This window comes from Streptomyces sp. NPDC051064 (assembly GCF_044455985.1).
In the GTDB taxonomy this organism is placed as follows: domain Bacteria; phylum Actinomycetota; class Actinomycetes; order Streptomycetales; family Streptomycetaceae; genus Streptomyces.
Genome location: NZ_JBITFK010000012.1, coordinates 112,626 through 129,854, shown reverse-complemented (window position 1 = coordinate 129,854; position 17,229 = coordinate 112,626). Strand labels below are relative to the sequence as shown.

Annotated in this window: 23 protein-coding genes and 1 pseudogene; 10 read left to right on the top strand and 14 right to left on the bottom strand. The window is 70.6% G+C overall.

Annotation, left to right across the window (positions count from 1 at the left end; genetic code table 11):
- Positions 1-206 precede the first annotated feature (206 nt).
- From ACIBCU_RS34480 to ACIBCU_RS34460, 5 genes are all read right to left on the bottom strand, one after another.
- Entirely contained in the window at positions 207-698 is a 492-nt protein-coding gene (locus ACIBCU_RS34480) for a MarR family winged helix-turn-helix transcriptional regulator (protein WP_362932669.1), read from the bottom strand.
- Between the two features lie 68 nt (positions 699-766).
- Entirely contained in the window at positions 767-1,102 is a 336-nt protein-coding gene (locus ACIBCU_RS34475; protein ID WP_362932671.1) for a deoxyxylulose-5-phosphate synthase, read from the bottom strand.
- Between the two features lie 40 nt (positions 1,103-1,142).
- On the bottom strand, positions 1,143-1,490 hold the full coding sequence (locus ACIBCU_RS34470) for a hypothetical protein (RefSeq protein WP_362932673.1): 348 nt from the start codon (positions 1,488-1,490) through the stop codon (positions 1,143-1,145).
- A gap of 51 nt (positions 1,491-1,541) precedes the next feature.
- The gene (locus ACIBCU_RS34465) at positions 1,542-2,135 is read right to left on the bottom strand and encodes a DinB family protein (protein ID WP_399236323.1); all 594 of its coding nucleotides are present in this window, start codon (positions 2,133-2,135) and stop codon (positions 1,542-1,544) included.
- Positions 2,136-2,272: 137 nt separating this feature from the next.
- The gene (locus ACIBCU_RS34460; RefSeq protein ID WP_399236320.1) at positions 2,273-2,794 is read right to left on the bottom strand and encodes an ATP-binding protein; all 522 of its coding nucleotides are present in this window, start codon (positions 2,792-2,794) and stop codon (positions 2,273-2,275) included.
- A gap of 134 nt (positions 2,795-2,928) precedes the next feature.
- On the opposite strand from ACIBCU_RS34460, the gene ACIBCU_RS34455 reads away from it, so the two are divergent.
- From ACIBCU_RS34455 to ACIBCU_RS34445, 3 genes are all read left to right on the top strand, one after another.
- Entirely contained in the window at positions 2,929-3,435 is a 507-nt protein-coding gene (locus ACIBCU_RS34455; protein WP_362932679.1) for a helix-turn-helix domain-containing protein, read from the top strand.
- Between the two features lie 28 nt (positions 3,436-3,463).
- Positions 3,464-4,144 carry a hypothetical protein gene (locus ACIBCU_RS34450; protein WP_362932681.1) on the top strand — a complete coding sequence of 227 codons (681 nt, stop codon included), beginning with the start codon at positions 3,464-3,466 and terminating at the stop codon, positions 4,142-4,144.
- Positions 4,145-4,263: 119 nt separating this feature from the next.
- Positions 4,264-4,599, top strand: coding sequence for a DUF2516 family protein (locus ACIBCU_RS34445; protein WP_033298647.1), 336 nt, complete (start codon positions 4,264-4,266; stop codon positions 4,597-4,599).
- Here the strand turns inward: ACIBCU_RS34445 and ACIBCU_RS34440 are convergent.
- The 3 genes from ACIBCU_RS34440 to ACIBCU_RS34430 form a co-directional block, all read right to left on the bottom strand.
- The gene (locus ACIBCU_RS34440) at positions 4,581-5,930 is read right to left on the bottom strand and encodes a PP2C family protein-serine/threonine phosphatase (RefSeq protein ID WP_399236316.1); all 1,350 of its coding nucleotides are present in this window, start codon (positions 5,928-5,930) and stop codon (positions 4,581-4,583) included. The genes ACIBCU_RS34445 and ACIBCU_RS34440 overlap by 19 nt on opposite strands.
- A gap of 256 nt (positions 5,931-6,186) precedes the next feature.
- Entirely contained in the window at positions 6,187-7,254 is a 1,068-nt protein-coding gene (locus tag ACIBCU_RS34435) for an NlpC/P60 family protein (protein WP_362932685.1), read from the bottom strand.
- A 217-nt stretch (positions 7,255-7,471) separates the two neighbouring features.
- On the bottom strand, positions 7,472-8,257 hold the full coding sequence (locus ACIBCU_RS34430; RefSeq protein WP_399236314.1) for a class I SAM-dependent methyltransferase: 786 nt from the start codon (positions 8,255-8,257) through the stop codon (positions 7,472-7,474).
- Between the two features lie 193 nt (positions 8,258-8,450).
- Here ACIBCU_RS34430 and mshA point away from each other — a divergent pair, with 193 nt between their 5' ends.
- The gene (gene mshA / locus ACIBCU_RS34425) at positions 8,451-9,806 is read left to right on the top strand and encodes a D-inositol-3-phosphate glycosyltransferase (protein ID WP_399236311.1); all 1,356 of its coding nucleotides are present in this window, start codon (positions 8,451-8,453) and stop codon (positions 9,804-9,806) included.
- Between the two features lie 49 nt (positions 9,807-9,855).
- Positions 9,856-10,362 carry a YbjN domain-containing protein gene (locus ACIBCU_RS34420; protein WP_399236309.1) on the top strand — a complete coding sequence of 169 codons (507 nt, stop codon included), beginning with the start codon at positions 9,856-9,858 and terminating at the stop codon, positions 10,360-10,362.
- Positions 10,363-10,378: 16 nt separating this feature from the next.
- Here the strand turns inward: ACIBCU_RS34420 and ACIBCU_RS34415 are convergent, their stop codons facing one another.
- Complete coding sequence (locus tag ACIBCU_RS34415; RefSeq protein WP_399236306.1) at positions 10,379-11,356, bottom strand: phosphotransferase family protein; 978 nt, start codon at positions 11,354-11,356, stop codon at positions 10,379-10,381.
- Positions 11,357-11,579: 223 nt separating this feature from the next.
- Between ACIBCU_RS34415 and ACIBCU_RS34410 the strand changes: the two genes are divergently transcribed.
- The gene (locus ACIBCU_RS34410) at positions 11,580-12,356 is read left to right on the top strand and encodes a hypothetical protein (protein ID WP_362932695.1); all 777 of its coding nucleotides are present in this window, start codon (positions 11,580-11,582) and stop codon (positions 12,354-12,356) included.
- Positions 12,357-12,377: 21 nt separating this feature from the next.
- Here the strand turns inward: ACIBCU_RS34410 and ACIBCU_RS34405 are convergent, their stop codons facing one another.
- The 5 genes from ACIBCU_RS34405 to ACIBCU_RS34385 all read right to left on the bottom strand — a co-directional run bounded on the left by ACIBCU_RS34405 (position 12,378) and on the right by ACIBCU_RS34385 (position 15,011).
- Positions 12,378-12,620, bottom strand: coding sequence for a hypothetical protein (locus ACIBCU_RS34405; RefSeq protein WP_104787806.1), 243 nt, complete (start codon positions 12,618-12,620; stop codon positions 12,378-12,380).
- Positions 12,617-12,865, bottom strand: a complete 249-nt coding sequence (locus ACIBCU_RS34400; RefSeq protein WP_031093484.1) for a hypothetical protein — start codon at positions 12,863-12,865, stop codon at positions 12,617-12,619. Before ACIBCU_RS34400 ends, ACIBCU_RS34405 begins: the two co-directional genes overlap by 4 nt.
- A gap of 88 nt (positions 12,866-12,953) precedes the next feature.
- Positions 12,954-13,466 carry an NUDIX hydrolase gene (locus ACIBCU_RS34395; protein WP_399236303.1) on the bottom strand — a complete coding sequence of 171 codons (513 nt, stop codon included), beginning with the start codon at positions 13,464-13,466 and terminating at the stop codon, positions 12,954-12,956.
- A 60-nt stretch (positions 13,467-13,526) separates the two neighbouring features.
- On the bottom strand, positions 13,527-13,955 hold the full coding sequence (locus ACIBCU_RS34390; protein ID WP_399236301.1) for a VOC family protein: 429 nt from the start codon (positions 13,953-13,955) through the stop codon (positions 13,527-13,529).
- 297 nt (positions 13,956-14,252) lie between these two features.
- Complete coding sequence (locus tag ACIBCU_RS34385) at positions 14,253-15,011, bottom strand: GntR family transcriptional regulator (protein WP_399236299.1); 759 nt, start codon at positions 15,009-15,011, stop codon at positions 14,253-14,255.
- Positions 15,012-15,089: 78 nt separating this feature from the next.
- Between ACIBCU_RS34385 and ACIBCU_RS34380 the strand changes: the two genes are divergently transcribed.
- The 4 genes and pseudogenes from ACIBCU_RS34380 (at position 15,090) to ACIBCU_RS34365 (ending at position 17,179) form a co-directional block, all read left to right on the top strand.
- The gene (locus ACIBCU_RS34380; RefSeq protein ID WP_399236297.1) at positions 15,090-15,368 is read left to right on the top strand and encodes a hypothetical protein; all 279 of its coding nucleotides are present in this window, start codon (positions 15,090-15,092) and stop codon (positions 15,366-15,368) included.
- 529 nt (positions 15,369-15,897) lie between these two features.
- On the top strand, positions 15,898-16,122 hold the full coding sequence (locus tag ACIBCU_RS34375; RefSeq protein ID WP_399236295.1) for a hypothetical protein: 225 nt from the start codon (positions 15,898-15,900) through the stop codon (positions 16,120-16,122).
- Positions 16,123-16,130: 8 nt separating this feature from the next.
- Positions 16,131-16,862: pseudogene (locus ACIBCU_RS34370) on the top strand (GntR family transcriptional regulator).
- Positions 16,859-17,179, top strand: a complete 321-nt coding sequence (locus ACIBCU_RS34365; protein WP_399236292.1) for a hypothetical protein — start codon at positions 16,859-16,861, stop codon at positions 17,177-17,179. Before ACIBCU_RS34370 ends, ACIBCU_RS34365 begins: the two are co-directional and overlap by 4 nt.
- Positions 17,180-17,229 lie beyond the last annotated feature (50 nt).

Here is a 17,229-nt window from a genome sequence, read left to right as displayed (position 1 = left end):
CGATCACCGCGAGGGCGAGACCGCGGCGGCGGGCGGTCGCCCCGGACGCGGTGGGTTCGGCGGTGGTGGGTCCGGAAGTGGTGGCACTGGGGCGGCCTTGCGAGGCATCAACAGCCATCGGTCTTCTCCTGTCGGACGGGTCGACAAGAGAGACCGTAACAGATGGTTCCGTTGCGGACTATCTTTTACGGTCCCGCCGGGGGTGGTTACCCCTGTCCCTGGCGCGCCCGCCGGACCGGCCGGGGGTTCTCGGAGGGGGTCGCCAGATGACCCGTGGCCAGCTGGTTCAGCGCGCGCAGCAGTGCCTCGCGGTCACCGTCGGGGAGCGCCCCCAGGGCCTCCTGGTGCACCCGGTCGACGATTTCCTGGCTCCGTACGGCGACCCGGGCGCCTTCCTCGGTGACGGCGATGATCCGGGCCCGCCGGTCGCGGCTGGAGGGGCGCCGCTCGGCCAGCCCCGCGCTCTCCAGGGCGTCCACGGTCACCACCATCGTGGTCTTGTCCATGTCGCCGATCTCGGCGAGCTGGATCTGGGTGCGCTCCTCCTCCAGGGCGTGGACGAGGACGCAGTGCATGCGTGCGGTCAGCCCGATCCCGTCCAGCGCGGCCGCCATCCGGGTCCGCAGGACGTGGCTGGTGTGGTCGAGGAGGAAGGACAGGTCGGGTGCCGTGCGGGCGGTGGGGGTGAGGGCGGTCATGCGGACCAGCGTACAATTCGTACTGTGGCAGATGGTCCGCAAGAGGACGTTAGGGCCTTTGGGCGCTCCTACCGCGGCAGCTCGTACCTGAGCAGGGACTTCGCGAACGGCTCCCCGGTTCTCTCCGCGTAGGCCATGCGCTCCTTCACCTCGCGCAGCGTGCGCGGGCGGTAGCCCGGCCCGTCGCTGCAGCCCGCGTGGAAACGGACCCCGGCGTTCAGCAGCACCGAGAGCGTGCGCCACGCCGCGGTGTCCCGCCGCCTCGGTGCCGCGAAGGCGGAGCCGACGTGGACCAGCGCCCCGGCGCACCGGGGGCAGACGCGGTCCGTCCGCTCCCGGTCGTAGGGCTGCTTGTACGAGGCCCGGCACGGGAGGCAGACGTACGAGGTCTTGGACGGAGGCATGCGGCCAGGGTAGGGCGCGCGCCCCCGTCGTTCGACCGTTTTACGCGCCCCCCGCCCAACGTCCGCGCCCGCGCCACAGGCGGCCGGCCCGGCGCCGCAGCGGCCGCCGGCTCCGCGGGCGTTCGCCCGACGACGGACCGCCGCCGCGGCCGGTCTCCCAGGGGCGGTCGGGCGAGAGCAGCGGGGCCTTGCGCTCGGCCTGCGCCCGGATCTCGTGGTGGGCGTCGTGGGCGGTCACCCGGAACGCCTCGTCGTAGGACGCCAGCGCCGCGCTGATCGCCGCCCCGGCGGTCCCGCGCCGCCGGACGCGGGACGCCAGCCACCTGAAGAGGCCCATGACGGCGGCGAGCGCGCCCGCGAGTACGAGCAGCGGCAGGAGGTCGCTCATGAGGCCGACGCTACGGGACCGGCGGCCCCGCCCGGCCTCCGTCCCGCGGTGTCACGCATCCCGGTCGGCTTCACGGGCCGTGCGCTCCAGCCGGTTCCGGTGGTCCGCCCACCACGCGGCGTCGCCCGGCGGGATGCTGTCGTTGCCCTGGCCCATCCCCACGGCGCCGTCGATGAGTTCCCGGACGATGTCGGCGTGCCCGGCGTGCCGGTGCGTATCGCCGATCACGCGGACCACGGCATGGTGCAGCGTCACCTCGGCCCGGTGGCTCGGCCACCACGGGACGGTGCCGACCGCGTCCAGCGGCAGCGCGTCGAGCGTCGCGTCCGCGTGGGCCCAGGCCCGGCGGTAGAGCCCCACGATCTGCTCACGTGACTCGTCCGCGGTCGCCCACATGTCCGCGTTGGGCTCGGCCCCTTCCTCGACCCACGGCAGCGCCTCGCCGGACGGCCGCCCGAACGTGTCGCCGAGGTAGCCCAGTTCCACACTCGCCACGTGCTTGACCAGGCCCAGGATGTTGGTGCCGGTCGGTGTCAGGGGGCGTCGCGCGTCGTACTCGGAGAGCCCTTCGAGCTTCCAGAGCAGCGCGTCGCGGGCCGACTGCAGATAGAAGTGGAGGTCGGCCTTGGCGTCAGGTGCGGTCATGCGGCCCAGCTTGCCCCGCCGAAGCTTCCCCATGGAAGCCCGTTGCGGGGGCGGCCTCCTGTCGTGGGGAGGTTACGGACGAGGGGTGGCCACTTATGCCCGGTTCGGGCGTCCGTAACTTCCCGACGACCTGCGGCTCAGCCGGCCGTGGAGCTTGCGATGCGTTGTGCGGCTTCGGTGGGGGTGAGGTGCGTGGTGTCGATCACCTCGGCCTCGTCGTGCAGCCAGGTGCGCGCCGCCTCGGCGTAGGGCTCGAGGTACTGGAGGCGGAACGTGGAGGGTCCGAGAGCGAGGTCGCCCTCGATGCGGCCGCGCAGGGTGTCCTGGTCGGCGTGGAGGACGAAGTGCCGCACCGGGATCCCGTGCTGGGCGAGGCCCGCGCTGATCTCGCGCCAGTACTGCTCGACCAGGACGGTCATGGGCATCACCAGGGTGCCGCCGGCGTAGTCGAGTACGTGGCGGGCGGTCTCGACCACGAGGGGCCGCCACGGCGGCCAGTCCTGGAAGTTTCCCGTCCAGGGCAGCCCCGGCGTGATGTCCATGAGCGTCTCGCCGACCTTCTCGGCGTCGAAGACCCGCGAGTCCGGGATCAGCTGCTGCACGAGCGCACCGGTCGTCGTCTTGCCGGCGCCGTGGGTGCCGTTGAGCCATACGATCATGGGCCGACGCTAGCGCCGCGGGGGCCCCGGGAGGCGGGCGCGGCGGGGCTTCGGTACGGCGCTGTGACATGACACGGAACACTATTGCAAGCATGCGCTTGCAATAGTTAGCAAGGGTGATGCAGTATCGACCCATGGCATCACTCAACGTCGGCAATCTCGGCGAGTACCTGCGTGAGCAGCGGCGTACCGCGCAGCTCTCCCTGCGGCAGCTCGCCGACGCCGCCGGGGTGTCCAATCCGTATCTCAGCCAGATCGAGCGCGGACTGCGCAAGCCGAGCGCCGAGGTGCTGCAGCAGGTCGCCAAGGCCCTGCGGATCTCGGCCGAGACGCTCTACGTGCGGGCCGGGATCCTCGATGAGCGGGAGCGGGAGGAGCTGGAGACGCGGGCGGTCATATTGGCCGATCCGTCGATCAACGAGCGGCAGAAGAACGTGCTGCTGCAGATCTACGACTCCTTCCGCCGGGAGAACGGTTTCGATGTCGCGCCCGACACCGGCGCCGAGTTCCACGGTGCCGCCGACGCGGAGAGCAGAATCGATGCCGACGCGGAAAGCGGTGCCGACGCGGACGGCGCCGGTCCGGATGCCCGCGGCCCCCGCACGGCCGGCGGCAGTGATGCAGACCCACCAGCGAACTGACTTCTGATGATCCGGGAGGACCACAGTCATGGCCATCACCGATGACCTGCGCAAGACCCTCACCGACCCCACCCCCCTCTACTTCGCCGCCGGCACGGCCGACCTCGCCGTGGAGCAGGCGCGCAAGGTCCCCGCTCTGCTCGACCAGCTCAGGGCCGAGGCGCCCGAGCGGATCGAGGCCGTGCGCAACACCGACCCGAAGGCCGTTCAGGAGCGCGTCGCCACGCAGGCCAAGGAGGCTCAGGCCACCGTGCAGGCGAAGGTGACCGAGGTCTTCGGCGCGCTGGACACCGACCTGAAGAAGTGGGGCGAGACCGCCCAGGACCTGGCGCTGCGGAGCGTGGGTGTGGCCGCCGAGTACGCGGTCCGCGCCCGGGAGACGTACGAGAAGGTCGCCGAGCGCGGCGAGCAGAGCGTGCGGACCTGGCGCGGCGAGACGGCCGAGGAGATCGTCGAGATCGCCGCCGTCGTCGAGGCGGAGCCGAAGTCCGTGCCGAAGCAGAAGTCCGAGGCGGCGACCAAGCCGGTGACCCCTGCCAAGCCGGTGACCCCCGCGAAGCCGGTTGCCGCCAAGCCGGTGGCGCCTGCCGCGAAGAAGCCCGCGCCGAAGGCCGCCGAGTCCAAGGCCGCGCCCGCCGCGACGCCGAAGAAGACGGCGCCCGTGCGCAAGCCCGCGGCGAAGAAGACGACCCCGCCCTCCGCGAAGTAGACGGAAGCGGCGGCTCGGGGTTGCCGGAAGAACGGGCCGGGCACCTTTGGGGGTGCCCGGGTCGTTGTCCCGGTACCTTGGCCGCGAGGCGCTCATCCACTGACTAGGCGGTGCTCACCGTGTTGCTCGAAGCATTCGGCTCGTTCCTCCAGCTGCTGTACCTGGCCATGCTCGTCCTGGCCGTGGTCGCGCTGGTCTTCGCCGTGACGGCGCGGGAGGACGCCTACCGGGCCGCGGACAAGCAGAAGAAGTCCTTCTGGCTGATCATCCTCGGCGTCACGGTCTTCGTGAACCTCGTCATCCCGATCCTGTTCCTGCAGATCGCGGGCGTGATCGCGTCCATCGTCTTCATGGTGGACGTCCGGCCGGCGATCAAGGCCGTATCGGGTGGCGGCGGCCGTCGCGGAGGCTCCAGCAGTGACGGACCGTACGGCCCCTACAACGGCGGGCGCTGAGCGCCCGCCGACGAGGCGGCACCGGGGCGGGAGCGCGACGCGCTCCTGCCCCTCCGTCGTATCCGGGCCTCGTCGCGTTCCAGCAGGAGGACCGCCACGTCGTCGGTCAGCTCCCCGCCGTTCAGCTCCTGCACCTGGGTGACCGCGGCCTCCAGCAGGGCCTCGCCGCCGAGCCCCTGGTCCAGCCGGCCGTTGACCATCGCGACCATGCCGTCCTGGCCCAGCCGCTGGGTGCCCTCCTGCCCGACGCGCCCCTCGATGAGCCCGTCGGTGTACATCATCAGGCTCCAGGAGCCCCCGAGCTCGACCTGCCGGCGCGGCCACCGGGCATGCGGCAGCAGGCCGAGGGCCGGGCCGCCGTCCTCGTACGGGAGCAGGTGCGCCGCCCGCCCCTGGCGGGCGATCAGCGGTGCGGGGTGGCCCGCGATGCACAGTCCCGCGCGGCGGCCGTCGGGTGCGATGTCGAGGGTGCAGAGCGTCGCGAAGATCTCCTCGCTCTGCCGCTCGTGCTCCAGGACCTGCTGCAGCGTGGAGAGCAGGGCGTCGCCGCAGAGCCCGGCCAGCGTGAGCGCCCGCCAGGCGATACGCAGCTCGACGCCGAGCGCCGCCTCGTCCGGGCCGTGTCCGCAGACGTCGCCGATCATCGCGTGGACCGTGCCGTCCGGTGTGCGGACCGTGTCGTAGAAGTCCCCGCCGAGCAGGGCACGGCTGCGGCCCGGCCGGTAGTGGGCGGCGAAGGCGAGATCGGAGCCGTCGAGGAGCGGGGTGGGCAGCAGTCCGCGTTCCAGCCGGGCGTTCTCCTGGGCGCGCAGCCGGGACTCGGTCAGCTGGTGCTGTGCGGTGTCCGCGCGCTTGCGCTCCACGGCGTACCGGATGGCGCGGTTGAGGAGGCGGCCGTCGAGCTCGTCGCGGAAGAGATAGTCCTGGGCCCCGACCCGTACGGCCTCGGCGGCCCGCTCGGCGTCGTCCTCCGCGGTGAGGGCGAGGACGGCGTGGCGCGGCGCGATGCGCAGGACGTGCTTGAGGGTGGCGAGCCCGTCCGGCCGGCCGGCCTCCTCGTCCCGGCCCTCGGCGCGCGCGCCGGCGGGCAGCGCGGCCGCCTCCAGGTCGAGGTCGAGCAGGATGCAGTCGACGTCGTCGGTGAGCAGCCGTCCGGCCTCGGTGAGGTTACGGGCGGTACGGACGCGGACCCGAGCCCCGGTCGTGGACGACAGCTCGGGGACGGCGAAGGTGCCCGCAGGGTCGTCCTCGATCACCAGGAGTGTGAGGTCGGCGCCATGAGTGGTCTCCGCAGCGGGAACGGCACGTTGCTGCGGTACGGGTACGGGCATCGGTTCGGGTTTCCTTCCCTCCCCCCGAGGGCGCGGCGGGTTGACGATCGACGACCCGCCGACGGGGACGATAGCGGTCGGCGGCAGGGGAACGGAATGGCGCCAGCCGATCATCCTCTGTCATATGCGCGGTCATAAGCCGCTTCCCGCCACGGATCCGGCGTGATGGGCGCGCACGAAACGGACATGAGGCCATGACGAACATCACGCGCTCGACACGCACTGCGCACAGTTCGCCGGGCCGCCCCCGGAAGGCCTACTTGTCGGGCCGGACCACGCCCAGGATCTGCATGGAGCCCGCGCCCGTCAGCGTGACATCCCGGCCTGGCCGGGGGGCGTGCACGATCGAGCCGTCGCCGACGTACATCCCGACGTGGCTGGCGTCGCTGTGGTAGATGATCAGGTCGCCGGGGCGCATGTCCTCGATGTCGATGTGGGGCAGCTGCCGCCACTGCTCCTGCGACGTCCGGGGGATCGGCTGCTTCGCCGCCGCCCAGGCCTGTGAGGTCAGCCCCGAGCAGTCGTACGAACCGGGGCCCTCGGCCCCCCATACGTACGGCTTGCCGATCTGGGCGGTCGCGAAGGCCACCGCCTGCTTGCCGGCGGTGCTCGCCTCGCGGTTGATGTCCTTGAGCGCGCCGGAGGAGAGCCAGGCGGCCTGCGCCGTGGAAGCGGCGTCCTTCTCCAGCTGGAGGAGCCTGGCCCGCTCCTCCTTCGCCAGCTGCGATTCGAGCTTCTCCGCCGCCGCGATCTGCGCGTCGATGCTCTTCTTGGCCTTGGCCTGCTTGGCGCGGCCGGCCTCGATCTTCTCCAGGTTGAGGCTGGCGTCCTTGGTGTACGTCTCCAAGTCCTCCTGCGCCTGCTCCAGTTCGGTCAGCATGCCCTTGGTGGCCTGCTGGCCCTGCCTGGCCTGGTTGATGCCGTCCATGAAGAGGTCCGGATTGCCGCTCAGCATCAGCTGCGCACCCGGGGGGAGTCCACCGTTGCGGTACTGCTCGCGGGCCTGGGCGCCTGCCCTGTCCTTGAGTTCGGCGATCTTCGCCTGGCCGTCGGCGATCGACTTGGTCAGCCGGACGATCTCGCCGGACTGCTTCTTCGACTGCTCCTCCGCGAGGTTGTACGCGTCCGTCGCCGCCCCGGCCTTGCGGTAGAGGGTGTCGATCTCCTCGCGGACCTCCTCCAGGCTCTTCTTCGGCGAGGCGGAGGAGGTGGCTGTCGGGCTGGGCTCGGGTACCGGGGCGGCCATGGCCTGGACCGGCGCGGTCAGCAGCGCCAGTGCGCAGACCAGGGTGGTCGCGGCAGCGGCACAGTGGCGTCGGTTCACAAGCTCCCCCTCCGGGCGAAAGGCAACGAAAGCCGTATCGCGTACATCTGACTTACCGTCAGTAACAATACCGTGACGACGCGATCGTGCCATGGTGCCCCGTAAAGCAACAGAGGTCCGCGTCACCCTCCCCGTCACACAGGGAGACGAACGGAGATCCGCCGGTGTTCCCGGATCCGGTGCCGTCCCGTGCCGACGTGTTCCGGTCCGGTGCTGTTCACCCCGCGGCCGGCCGCAGTGCGGACCAGCGCACCGTGATCTCGCCCTGCCGCCACCGCCGTACACCGTCCGTCAGGGGCCAGTCGGCGGAGACCGCGCGGACCGCCGCGATCCAGCGCTGCCGCGCGCCCAGGGACGCGTATGGGGAGGCCGTGGCCCAGGCGCGGTCGAGGTCCCGCAGGAAGGCGTGGACGGGTTCGCCCGGCACATTGCGGTGGATCAGGGCCTTCGGGAGGCGTTCGGCCAGGTCGGAGGGGCGGTCCAGCGAGCCGAGCCGGGTCGCGAAGGTGACCGTGCGCGGGCCTTCCGGGCCGAGCGCGACCCACACGTGCCGGCGGCCGACCTCGTCGCAGGTGCCCTCGACCAGCAGCCCGTCCGGGGCGAGCCGGGCGCACAGCCGCTGCCAGACCGCGGCGACCTCACCCTCGTCGTACTGGCGCAGCACGTTCGCGGCCCGGATGAGGAGCGGCCGGCCTGCGGTGGGGATCTCGAAGCCGCCGTGCACGAAGGTGAGGCCCTCGCGCTCGTACGGCTGCGCCGCCGCGACCCGGGCGGGATCGATCTCGACGCCCACGACGGCCGTGCGCGGCTCGGCGGTGCGCAGCCGCTCCAGCAGTTCGACGGCGGTCCAGGGGGCGGCGCCGTAGCCGAGATCGACCGCGACGGGCGCGTCGCTGCGGCGGAGTGCGGGGCCGTGGGTGGCGGCGATCCAGCGGTCCATGCGGCGCAGCCGGTTGGGGTTGGTGGTCCCGCGGGTCGCGGTGCCGATGGGGCGCTGGTGCATGCAAAGGAGCGTATGCGAAGCCCCGGCAGGCAGACGCGGGAGCAGCGGGGCGCGGAAGCGGCCGTCCGGCGCGCCGGAGAGTTCGCAATGTTTTGGCAAAGCGGAAATGAAAGGCGGGGTTCCGCTGTTCTGGCACTTCGAAGGGGCCGTGTGCCCTGTACGTGTCATGCCCTGAGCGAGGAGGAGCGGACCCGTGAGCCAGTACGTCTCCCGGCTCGGCAGCAGCCGTGCGGCATCGGCACCCCGTATCCGCTTCCCGGGCACGTTCGCCGGACACCGTAAGCCGCGCCGTGTCGCGATGCTCTCCGTGCACACCTCTCCGCTGCATCAGCCCGGTACGGGCGACGCCGGCGGTATGAACGTCTACATCGTGGAGCTGGCCAGGCGCCTCGCCGCGATCGGCATCGAGGTCGAGATCTTCACCCGGGCCACCACCGGCGGGCTGCCCCCGACGGTCGAACTGGCTCCCGGAGTCCTGGTCCGGCACGTCGACGCGGGGCCCTACGAGGGCCTCGCCAAGGAAGAGCTGCCCGCACAGCTCTGTGCCTTCACCCACGGCGTGATGCAGGCGTGGGCAGGTCAGCGCCCTGGTTACTACGACCTGGTCCACTCCCACTACTGGCTCTCCGGCCAGGTCGGCTGGCTCGCCGCACAGCGCTGGGGCGTCCCGCTCGTCCACGCCATGCACACCATGGCGAAGGTCAAGAACGCCGCGCTCGCCGAGGGCGACACCCCCGAGCCTGCCGCACGCGTCATCGGTGAGACCCAGATCGTGCACGCCTCCGACCGGCTCATCGCGAACACCGCGGGTGAGGCCGACGAGCTCGTCCGCTTCTACGACGCGGACCCGGCGTCCGTCGCCGTCGTGCACCCCGGGGTGAACCTGGAGCGCTTTTGCCCCGGCGACGGCCGCGCCGCCGCGCGCGCCCGCCTCGGACTGCCGCAGGACGCGCTGATCCCGCTGTTCGCGGGGCGCATCCAGCCGCTGAAGGCCCCGGACGTGCTGCTGCGCGCCGTCGCGGTGCTCCTGGACCGTGATCCCTCGCTGCGCTCGCGCATCCTCGTACCCGTCGTCGGAGGGCCCAGCGGCAGCGGGCTCGCCAAGCCGGAGGGCCTCCAGAAGCTTGCCGCGCGTCTCGGCATCGCCGACGTCGTACGGTTCCACCCGCCGGTCGGCCAGGACCAGCTCGCCGACTGGTTCCGGGCGGCATCCGTCCTGGTCATGCCCTCGTACAACGAGTCCTTCGGGCTGGTCGCTATAGAGGCCCAGGCGGCCGGCACGCCCGTGGTCGCGGCGGCGGTGGGCGGTCTTCCGGTCGCCGTACGGGACGGAGTCAGCGGCTTCCTGATCCCCGGCCACGACCCGGAGGCGTACGCACAGGCGCTGAGCCGCTTCGCGGACAGCGCGGAGCTGGCCGGCCGGATGGGCGAGGCCGCGGCCGTGCACGCCCAGTCGTTCGGCTGGGACACGGCGGCGTCGGCCACCGCCGACGTGTACACGGCGGCCATGCACGACCACCGGCGCCGCGCCCGCGCACACCACGGCTGAGCGGAGGCGTCCGGCTGAGCGCGCGGACGCGTTGTCGTACGCTCGCACCATGGCTGACGTATCCGACGAGGCAGCAGCGGCGCAGGTCATCGAGGCGACGCTGAACGACGCGGAGCTCGAATGGGAGAGCCCCGGGCCCGGGAACTACGTCGTGAAGCTGCCCGGCACGCGCAAGCTGTCCACGACCTGTTCCCTGATCGTCGGGCAGCACTCCCTCTCCCTCAACGCGTTCGTCATCCGTCACCCCGACGAGAACGACGCGGCCGTGCACCGCTGGCTCCTGGAGCACAATCTCCGCCTCTTCGGGGTGAGTTACGCCATCGACCAGCTCGGCGACGTCTATCTCGTCGGCAAGCTCCCGCTCTCGGTCGTCACGCGCGACGAGCTCGACCGGCTGCTCGGCGCGGTCCTGGAGGCGGCGGACGGCGCGTTCAATCCGCTGCTGGAGCTGGGCTTCGCGAGCGCGATCCGCAAGGAGTACGCCTGGCGGGTGGAGCGCGGCGAATCGACGCGCAACCTGGACGCCTTCACCCATCTGACGCAGCGCCCCTCCTGAGGCCGGTTGAGGCGCTCTACTCCATGAGCTCCTCGAGCGCCGTGACGAGCCTCGGCGCCACCTCGTTCCACGTCCTCTCCACCGCGTCGGGTCCCGGGCTCCGGGGTACCGTCTCGGTGAGCATGATCAGGTAGAGGTAGCTGCGGCAGAGGCCGATCCGGCGGCGTACGGACGGGGTGAACTCGAGCGGTGCGCCCGTCGCGGCCGCGTATCCCGCGAGGAAGTCCAGGTCCGTCTCCGGGTCTCCGAAGAGCGACGTGGAGACGAGATCGGCGACCGGATCGCCCCAGAACATCCGCTCACCGTCGATGATCCCGCCGATGCGCCGGGCGCCGGGCCCCCCGGTCACCAGGAGGTTCCCCTGCCAGAGGTCGAAGTGGACCAGGGCGGGCCGGGTGACTTCGTCCAGCACGTCCGACGCCCCGGCGAGCACCTCGCGGATCCGTCCCACGGGGTACGGCAGCCTTGCCCCGTATCGCTCGGCGTCGGCGAGCACGGCGTCCGTCATCGCCGTGAACGCCTCGCGCCAGGTGGGGGAGAGCGGTCCCAGGGGCTCGGCGGGATACCCGAAACCGCCGGGACCCGTGACGCCGTGCAGCCGGCCGACGATGCTTCCGAACTCGGTACGCAGGGCCCGTGTCTCCTCGGCCGTCAGGTCACCGGCGACGGCGCTCCAGGGCCGCCCGGGGCGTGCGGTCATGACGAGGTACGCCCCGGCCCGCGCCCCGGGGTCGAGCTCGCTGTGCACGACCTGCGGGATCGTGGCACCGGTCCCGGCGGCGGCGCCGTAGAAGGTGACCTCGTTGACGAGCAGGCCCTGTTCGTAGCTCAGCCCGGTGGCGTGCGCCGGAGGGACCTTCACCACCCAGTCCCTGCCGTCGCCGAAGGTCACGCGGGTGACGGTGTTGTACGTGCCCCCGGCGAGCGACTCGACGGACGTCGGCTCGGGGGCTCCCACGGCTTCCAGTACGGCTGCTGTCGCGTCAACGGACACGGGTGGGTCCCCTCTGTGGCTCACCTGCGGAGTCGACCACCCCACAGGCGCTTCACAGAGTGATCACAGCGCAGTCACGATCACATCCCGTGACCGTTCGGGGCGATCATCGGACAGGTGTCCGATCGTAGAGTGTCCTGCACTGCCACAGCCCCCTGTAACGGCCATGAATTACTGCCCGGGGAGGGGCTGTTGCTCCTTCAGACGGAGAGATGAACGAACCATGCGCGCCACCGCCGTACGCCGTACCGCCCTCGTCGCCGCCGCGGCGTCCGTGACCTTGCTCGCGACCGCCTGCAGCGGCTCGGACTCCGACGCCAAGGGTGACGGCGGCACCTCGGGAGGCAAGGACGACGGCTCCTCCAAGCCCGCCGCGGTCAAGGCGCTGACGTCGGCCGAGCTGGAGAAGGTGTCGCTGGAACAGGGTGACGTCACGGGCCACAAGGTCTCGAAGACCGGCCCCGAGGACATCGCACAGCCCGGGGACGTCACCGTCGACAAGAAGGAGTGCGAGCCGATCGGCTTCGCCTTCTACGGGGTGAAGCGGGGGACCCCGGCCGGGAACGCGGGGCGCAAGGTCGTCCAGGAGCCCAAGAAGGACGAGTCCGCCGACCCCGAGGACCTCCTCGCCGGCATGCTCGACATGACGTCGTCGCTGGTCACCCTGGCCTCGTACGAGGGTGACGGCGCGGCGAAGAGCCTCGCCGAGCTCCGCGACTCCGCCGCCAAGTGCACCGGCGGGTTCACCCTCTCCATGAAGGGCTCGAAGCAGAAGGTCACCAAGCTGACCGAGGAGAAGGTGACGGGCGGCGAGGAGGCCCTTGCCTGGCGGGTGCAGATGGGAGAGGGCGAGGAGGCGGCACCCTTCAAGCTCGTGAGCCTGCGTCAGGGCGGCACGGTCGCCACCTTCTTCTCCTTCAACCTCGGCAAGACGGGTGCGGATGCCGACTTCGAGCAGCCGACCGCGGTGATCGACGCGCAGGTCAAGAAGCTCGGCTGAGCCTTCGGCCGCCTCTCCGGGTCACGGCAGCGGTACGAGCCTGACCACGGTGACCGTCAGCACGGACCCGGAGACGTAGTAGAGGACGATGGCGCCGTACACCGTCGCCTCGCGCCGGTCGCGTTCACGCTTCACGGCGGACGAGGCGTGTCCGTACGGATCCAGGGCCAGGGTGCGCGCCATCTCGTCCCGGAACGAGTCGCCGTCGCGCATCTTGGCCAGGGTGTCGTCGGCGGGCGGTGCGTAGGAGATGCGGAAGCTCAAGCGACGTTCCGCCTCTCGGCCTCGTCCTGCGCCAGCCGGTCCAGGATCTGTTCGGCCTCGGGATCGGGTACGGACTCGAGCATCCAGTGCCGCATGACGGCCTGGATCTCGTGCACCCCGGCCTCGTTGATCGCGTGGTCGAACTCCTCGCGTCTCTCCTCGGGCAGCGCGGCACGGATCGCCGGAATGCTGTTGGGCACCTCCACCTCGGTGCCGCCGACGAAGGTCTTCAGAGACTCGCCCATGATCGCTCTCCCCGATCTCCTTGCTCTCCGCGCCCCAGCCTGCCTCTGCCGCCGAGGCGTGCGCCTGGGTAACGGGCAGGGGTAAAGGTCACGTTAGCGGGTGCCACCCCACAGGGGTGCCCGACTGCCCGCTGAGCCGGGCGAGGTGCACGTCGAGCTGCGCGACCCGGCCGGGCAGAGGCGACCTCGGATCCCACCAACGGATGGCTCGAATCTCGCCGTTGGGCTCGAAGCCGCGCCGGTCGCGCGCAGCCCCGGCGAACAGGGCCCCGTACTCGCGACGTTGCCGGGGAGCCAGGACGAGCCCCGCATGGCCGACGAACCTCAGGGGGCCGTCCGGTTCTTGCCCGCTCTCCTCGAACAGCTCCCGGACAGCGGCCTTTCGCGCGCTCTCGCCGGGATCGATCCTGCCGCCGGGGAGCTCCCAGGCATTCCGGTGACGGTCGTGGACCATCAGCACGCTGCCCTGGTGCCAGAGAGCTGTCAGCGCCAGGGGAGCCGGGGCGTCCCCAGAGGGCGAGTCCTCGCACCCCGGTTCGAAGGAGACCAGGAGATTGCCGCGGCTGTCGACGGCGAGCGGCTCGGCGGCGTGCTCAGTCACGCCAGGAGGCCTTCCCCCGCTCACCGCCCTCGGAACAACAACCGTGGGGTGTGCGGTTGCTTACGTGACCGGCTGGCCGATGCCCAGCATGTTTCCCTCGCTGTCCCGGAACCAGGCGCCGCGTTCCCCCCTGGCGCCCTTGCTCGGATAATTGCCCTCGATCTCCGCGATGCCGCCCCGCGTGCCGAAGCCGGGCAGGTCGACCGTCTCGAACTCCACGCCGCGCCGCTGGAGCTCCGACACCACGGCCTCGATGTCGTCGACCTGCCAGCCCATCTGGGTGAAGGTGCCGGGGGAGGCGCCGGTCGACCGGAACAACGCGAACTCCGAATCACCGCACCGGTACAGCAGCCCGCCCGGCCGTTCGTCGACGGGCTCCAGGCCGAGCTTCTCGGAGTAGAAGCGCCGCGCCCGCTCCAGGTCCTGCGCCGGCAGCCTGGTCGCGGCGCTGCGTGCACCGCCCAGAAGGTTCCTGTCGTCTGCGTTCATGCCTTCACTGTGCCGTGGGCGGGACCCGATCCCGGGGAAGAGGCCCGGGCGATTCCCGCGTCCGGACAACGACGAGCCCCCTGCCTGCGGACGCACCGCAGGCAGGGGCTCGCCGGAGGGTTACTTCTTCTTGCCCTGGGTCTTACGGGAGATCCCGGCGACCAGGGTTATCGCAGGTGGGATGACTGATCAACTCCGTGCGAGTGGTCGCTAGTGGTCGTCATTGGGTGCCCTCGAGCAACCTCGGACGGCCCAGAGACGGCCCAGGAACGGCCCGGCCGATGCTCGCGGCGCGGGTCACTGCCGACCGATGGGGACCTCGTAAACGATCTCGCACAGCGCTGCGGGAAGGACGATGTCCGCCGTCTCCACCGGCCGCCCCTGATCGCTGTAGTAGGTCCGCTTGATGTGGGTGACGAGAGCGGATTTCTGGATGCCCAGGAGCGACGCTTCCTCGGCGGTCGCCAACCGCGGCTCCGGCTGCTCCACGGCGTGGCTGACCGTGATGCCGATCTCGGCCATGCGGTTCACGACGCCCGCTCCCGCGTGTGGACCTCCCTCGGGGAGGACGACGAGCGTGCCGGCGGTGAGGTCGTACGGCTCCCAGCTCGTCGACAACTGCACCGGTCTGCCGTCCGCCAGGAACTCGTACGTCGTGCGTACGCATAGCTCGCCCTCGGCGACCCCAAGTCGCGTCGCGATGGCTGCGGGGGCCGGCACCTTGGCATCCGTCCGACTCTCCCAATCGCTTTGCCTGCCCACGGCCTTCATGTCAGCTCGGAAGGGTGACCCGGTCGGCTGCTCGCGTGCCGACGACCGCACCACCCGCACGCGTGGTCGGGGCTCGGCGACGTAGGTACCCGACCCGGCGCGGCCCTCCAGCACACCTTGGGAGATCAGCAGCTCCTGCGCCCGGCGGATCACGTTCTCGCCCACGCCGTACTCCTCGCCGATCTGGGCGCGGGAGGGCAGGCGGTCTCCCGGCTCCCACACGTGCTCCGCGATCCGCTGCCGGAGTTCGTCGGCGATGCGGAGATAAGGCGGCTGCTCAGGCATATGGAAAATCTAGTCCACTAGCTCTAACCTAGTTAACTAGCTTCACTGAATGTGATCGCTGGTGACGGAGGCTGCCCTGTGCCCGCTTCGGGAGTTAGTGCGGCGGCCATCGCCGCCCGACTGTCCGCCCTCGGGCTGCCTACGCGAACGGAGGAACACCCCCGGCATACGTCGGTGGAAGCGGAGGTGCCCGATGCGCTCTCCACTGAGTCGTGGCGGGAGGTCCTGGACGTGGTGGCTGAGGCCGATCGATTCGGGCTCCTCGCCACCAGCTTGAACGGCCGCACCTTATGGGTGGTCGTACGCAAAGTGGTCCCCACGACGGGCGATGTCGGGGGACCGAGCTATCAGCGATAGGAGCTGAACAGCGTGCTCAACCGTATCCGCCGTGCCTTCCCCCTCACCAGGGCGCGGTACTCCTCAAGAGGTAGGCACCGTCGTGCGTTAACGCCCTCCTGCCCTCTGGCGTCCCCTCCCGTCTCCCACGGCTCCGTTGGCGTGCCGACTCTCTTCCTTGGCCGGGCAGTCTCCGGTGCAGCGACCCACCGAAACCCGCTCACGGGGGAGGACGTCGCACTAGTCCGCCCGTACGTGCTGGCGTCAGAAAGACGTGCCCGCGCACGCTCGATGGTCGTTGCTCCTCACCTGCCATCGGTTGCCTGGTCGTTTTTGGCTGGGGGCCACTGATGCCGGCTCGTCGACAACTGCACATCTCGGATACCTCGGCCGCCCCCTACCGCTCGACCGCTTGCAGGATCGGGACACACTCCTCCTGCACGGAATTCTCCCCGGTCCCGATACCAGCTGACCTCCCGGTGATCCGCGAAGCGTGTGACTGCCCGTGCCACTCGTCTGCCGGCCCGGCCGTGCCCATGGAGATGACGAAGTGAGCGCCTGGGTCCCCGGCGGAGCGTTGGCTTCTAGCATCGAGATCACCGCAGCCACCGTCCAATGCGGCGACGTCATCCAACTCGGCGGCCATGCTTGCCGGGTAGGAGACCTCTTCCAGCTTCCTCGGGGAGCGAAGCAATTAGTCTTCGAGTCGGGCGAGTTGCTGACCATGCACGCGCGTACCCGGTTCGTCGCCGTGCGCGTGCTGAGAAGGCGGTGACCGACTCGATGCGCTCACGTCACCACGACATCGCCGACGATCTCCGGCAGCAGATCACCGCAGGCAGTATGCAACCCGGCGAACGCCTTCTGTCCGAAGCTGGCCTTGCCGACCGATACAAGGTCAGCACGGTGACCCTGCGGAGAGCTCTCGCCGTGCTCCAGGGCGAAGGTCTCGTGGAGAAGATCCACGGTAAAGGCAACTTCGTTCGCCGACCTCACCGCTAGATTTTGTACGTCGGTGGCTGGGGCACCCTGGACCCGTGGACCACCGCCGAGCCGGCATTGCGCGTAACCGTCCGCAGCACCACCGTTCAGGCCCAAGCGCACCTCACAGCCCTGCTGAAGGTGCCCGCAGGAACCCCCATTGTGGAGACCACCTGCCTCAGCTATGGGGGCGAGTCGCCGCACGGCCTGGCTCGCACCTACATGCCGCGGGACGTGGTCCCGGCCGGAGTGCTCAAGGACGACTCCACGTGCCGAAATGCCGTTACGAGATTCGCAGTCCTCGGCCCGCCGCCGGCCGCTCTCCGAGAGACGGTGTGCGCTCGACCTCCGACGCCGGACGAAGTATCGGCCCTCCGGATCGGCTACGCGTCGGCCGTTCTCTCCATCACCCGCATCGCCACCGACTCGACTGGCCGAGTCGTCGAAGCCGCGCTCCTGGCGTTCCCGGGAGATCGCGTAGACGCCGCCTTCACCACCCACCACGTTATCGACGAGAGGCAGACCCAAGGATGACAGCACCGAACGAACTGCGGCTTCTCCCATGGTCGGGCCCGGACGGCAAGCCCTGCTACCTGAGCACCGACGACCGGGGTGGCTACGTGTCCCGCCTGGCGGACAATATCGAAGCGGTCCGACTCGGCTCGGGGACCGAGCTGCTGGAGCAGGCTCCGGAAACCCTCGACGACCAGGATGCGGCCCCGGAGGCGATGCGGCAGCTGGCGAAGGACCTGACCGGGGCACTGCGGGACGTCCTCCGCGTTGCAACTAGCCGCGGCCACCTCCTGGCGGCGAACCGCGTGAGCCCGCCCACTGATCTGCGCTCCTGCTGACCTGTACACCGCGAGGAAGTCCACGGCTTCGACCAGATCAGACGCCGTGG

Bases quoted from the DNA above. Each gene is read 5' to 3' on its own strand.
- ACIBCU_RS34455 (WP_362932679.1), top strand. From the start codon at position 2,929: ATGGCATCACTCAACGTCGGCAATCTCGGCGAGTACCTGCGTGAGCAG.
- ACIBCU_RS34420 (WP_399236309.1), top strand. From the start codon at position 9,856: ATGGCTGACGTATCCGACGAGGCAGCAGCGGCGCAGGTCATCGAGGCG.
- ACIBCU_RS34465 (WP_399236323.1), bottom strand. From the start codon at position 2,135: ATGACCGCACCTGACGCCAAGGCCGACCTCCACTTCTATCTGCAGTCG.
- ACIBCU_RS34390 (WP_399236301.1), bottom strand. From the start codon at position 13,955: ATGAACGCAGACGACAGGAACCTTCTGGGCGGTGCACGCAGCGCCGCG.
- ACIBCU_RS34430 (WP_399236314.1), bottom strand. From the start codon at position 8,257: ATGCACCAGCGCCCCATCGGCACCGCGACCCGCGGGACCACCAACCCC.
- ACIBCU_RS34365 (WP_399236292.1), top strand. From the start codon at position 16,859: ATGACAGCACCGAACGAACTGCGGCTTCTCCCATGGTCGGGCCCGGAC.
- ACIBCU_RS34440 (WP_399236316.1), bottom strand. From the start codon at position 5,930: ATGCCCGTACCCGTACCGCAGCAACGTGCCGTTCCCGCTGCGGAGACC.
- ACIBCU_RS34385 (WP_399236299.1), bottom strand. From the start codon at position 15,011: ATGCCTGAGCAGCCGCCTTATCTCCGCATCGCCGACGAACTCCGGCAG.
- ACIBCU_RS34450 (WP_362932681.1), top strand. From the start codon at position 3,464: ATGGCCATCACCGATGACCTGCGCAAGACCCTCACCGACCCCACCCCC.
- ACIBCU_RS34470 (WP_362932673.1), bottom strand. From the start codon at position 1,490: ATGAGCGACCTCCTGCCGCTGCTCGTACTCGCGGGCGCGCTCGCCGCC.
- ACIBCU_RS34410 (WP_362932695.1), top strand. From the start codon at position 11,580: ATGCGCGCCACCGCCGTACGCCGTACCGCCCTCGTCGCCGCCGCGGCG.
- ACIBCU_RS34460 (WP_399236320.1), bottom strand. From the start codon at position 2,794: ATGATCGTATGGCTCAACGGCACCCACGGCGCCGGCAAGACGACGACC.
- ACIBCU_RS34400 (WP_031093484.1), bottom strand. From the start codon at position 12,865: ATGGGCGAGTCTCTGAAGACCTTCGTCGGCGGCACCGAGGTGGAGGTG.
- ACIBCU_RS34475 (WP_362932671.1), bottom strand. From the start codon at position 1,102: ATGCCTCCGTCCAAGACCTCGTACGTCTGCCTCCCGTGCCGGGCCTCG.
- ACIBCU_RS34480 (WP_362932669.1), bottom strand. From the start codon at position 698: ATGACCGCCCTCACCCCCACCGCCCGCACGGCACCCGACCTGTCCTTC.